Origin of the sequence: Neobacillus cucumis (genome assembly GCF_002860255.1) — a bacterium.
In the GTDB taxonomy this organism is placed as follows: Bacteria; Bacillota; Bacilli; order Bacillales; family Cytobacillaceae; genus Neobacillus; species Neobacillus cucumis_A.
Genome location: NZ_PGVE01000106.1, coordinates 1 through 1872 on the forward strand (window position 1 = coordinate 1; position 1872 = coordinate 1872).

1 protein-coding gene is annotated in these 1872 nt (G+C 30.6%); it reads right to left on the minus strand.

What is annotated here, in order from left to right; translation table 11 throughout:
• Window positions 1-200: 200 nt before the first annotated feature.
• Window positions 201-1872 (minus strand): helix-turn-helix domain-containing protein (locus CVD27_RS26730; protein WP_142384147.1); only part of this gene is annotated, 1672 nt, incomplete at its 5' end.

Here is a 1872-nt window from a genome sequence, read left to right on the forward strand (position 1 = left end):
ATAAGTTAAAAACTATCAAACGGATCATGTATGACAGAAATAGTTTTTAACTTCTACGGAATAGATTATTATTACTTGAATCAAGTAAATTCAACTAACAATGGAAAGAACCTTTTTGACGCTTACAATTGTGAAATCGATTCGATTACCTACTTAAGATAAAACTTGTTATTTGAGTAGCGGTTGTCACGATCAGTTAGTTAGTTACTGACTAACTTATGTATAATTAAAGCTATCCTCAAATTCAGTTTCGTTTGAGCATCATTTAAGTCTAATTCAAGAATTTCTTCAATCCGCTTAATTCTATTTCTTAATGTATTGTAGTGTACAAATAAAACTTTAGCAGATGATTGGATAACCGATTCATTTTCTAAATATACTTTCAACGTATTTATCAAATCGGTATTGCTTTCTAAATCATACTGAATCAATTTATTTAAATATTTCTCCTTAAATCTACTAATTCTTTCTACGTGGTCTGCTTGAAGTAGCATGCCAACGATGCCTAAATCATCGAAATGTATTTCCTTTTGGGTAGTATCAAAATGTAAACCAAATTCACAAGCTTTTTTAGCTTCCCAGTAACCGTTCACGTAATCATTAGGTGTAATTACAATGTTACTAATCCCAATCGTTGCTGGATAATCAGGATATAAAGAATCATGCAATTCCAATAATTTTCCCGACAATTTTTCTGCATCTTCTTCGCGTGATATTACGACCAACTTATTATTGTGAATCATATTAAATTCTACGGAAGCAATGTCCATCCTATTTCTTATTTTTTCTATAACTAAATCTGTCATCTCGTGTGATTGTTTGTTCAGTCTAAGTACAAGAATTTTATGAGGCTCTTCAAAATTAAACGCCAAGAACCTCCCTTTTCTACATAAATTCTCCTCAGACTCCAGTCCCAATAACAGTTCATAAAGATAGTCTCTCTTTAAACTAAGTTCCATTTCTGTGATAGACTTTTCCTGGTTTATTTTAAGCGCAATAACATTTTTAAATTGTTCAATTGCTAATATGTCTAAATCATCCCGATCATCAAAAACTCGAGGGATAATTAAAAAGCCGACATTTTTATTCTTTAATACTATTGGAAAGATTGTTAAAACCTTACCATTTCGTAATCTCTGAGATTTTCTTTGTAATCTATCAAACGACATGGATAAAATTAGTTGAGTGATTTCCATTTGGAATTTCAGGATATATTGATATGTAGGATAAGGGTTAGTGCTGTCTGTCTTATAGATCGTATTCCCATTTTCATCAACTAATAATATTGGAGAATTAATAATCTTTTCTAATCGTTGCACCGTGTTAGCATAGCCTTCATCCAAAGTGGCATATAAGACCTGTTGATTCAAATTTGAAATTTGTAATTCTTTTGTATATAATCTTGAGTTTTCCATGACAATCGCCAAGTGTTGGCAATACTGAGATAACATTTTAATATGCGCTTTAGTTGAACGATAAGGGACTTTACGTGATAGAACTAACACTCCAGTGCATCGATCATTTAATAGAATTGGGGAATATATGCTAGATTGTATTCCTTCATTTTCAGCTATATACTTTGAAAATACGTCTAATTCTATTGGAGATTCATTGAATTTATCAATAATATAAATTTCTTTATCATCTATTGTTTTTTCAAATACAGAGTTACGAATGTCTAATCTATAACCTATATAATTTTGGGCAGACGCGCCTGCCACAGCTTTAATAATATAATTATGAGGCTTTTTTTCATCAACTAAGAATAAAAAAATAATATGAGCTTTTGAGACATCTTTTAATCTTTTCGCACTTATATTTAATACTTCCTCAAGCTTTTTTAACGAAGAAATTTCAAGGTTTATTTGCTGG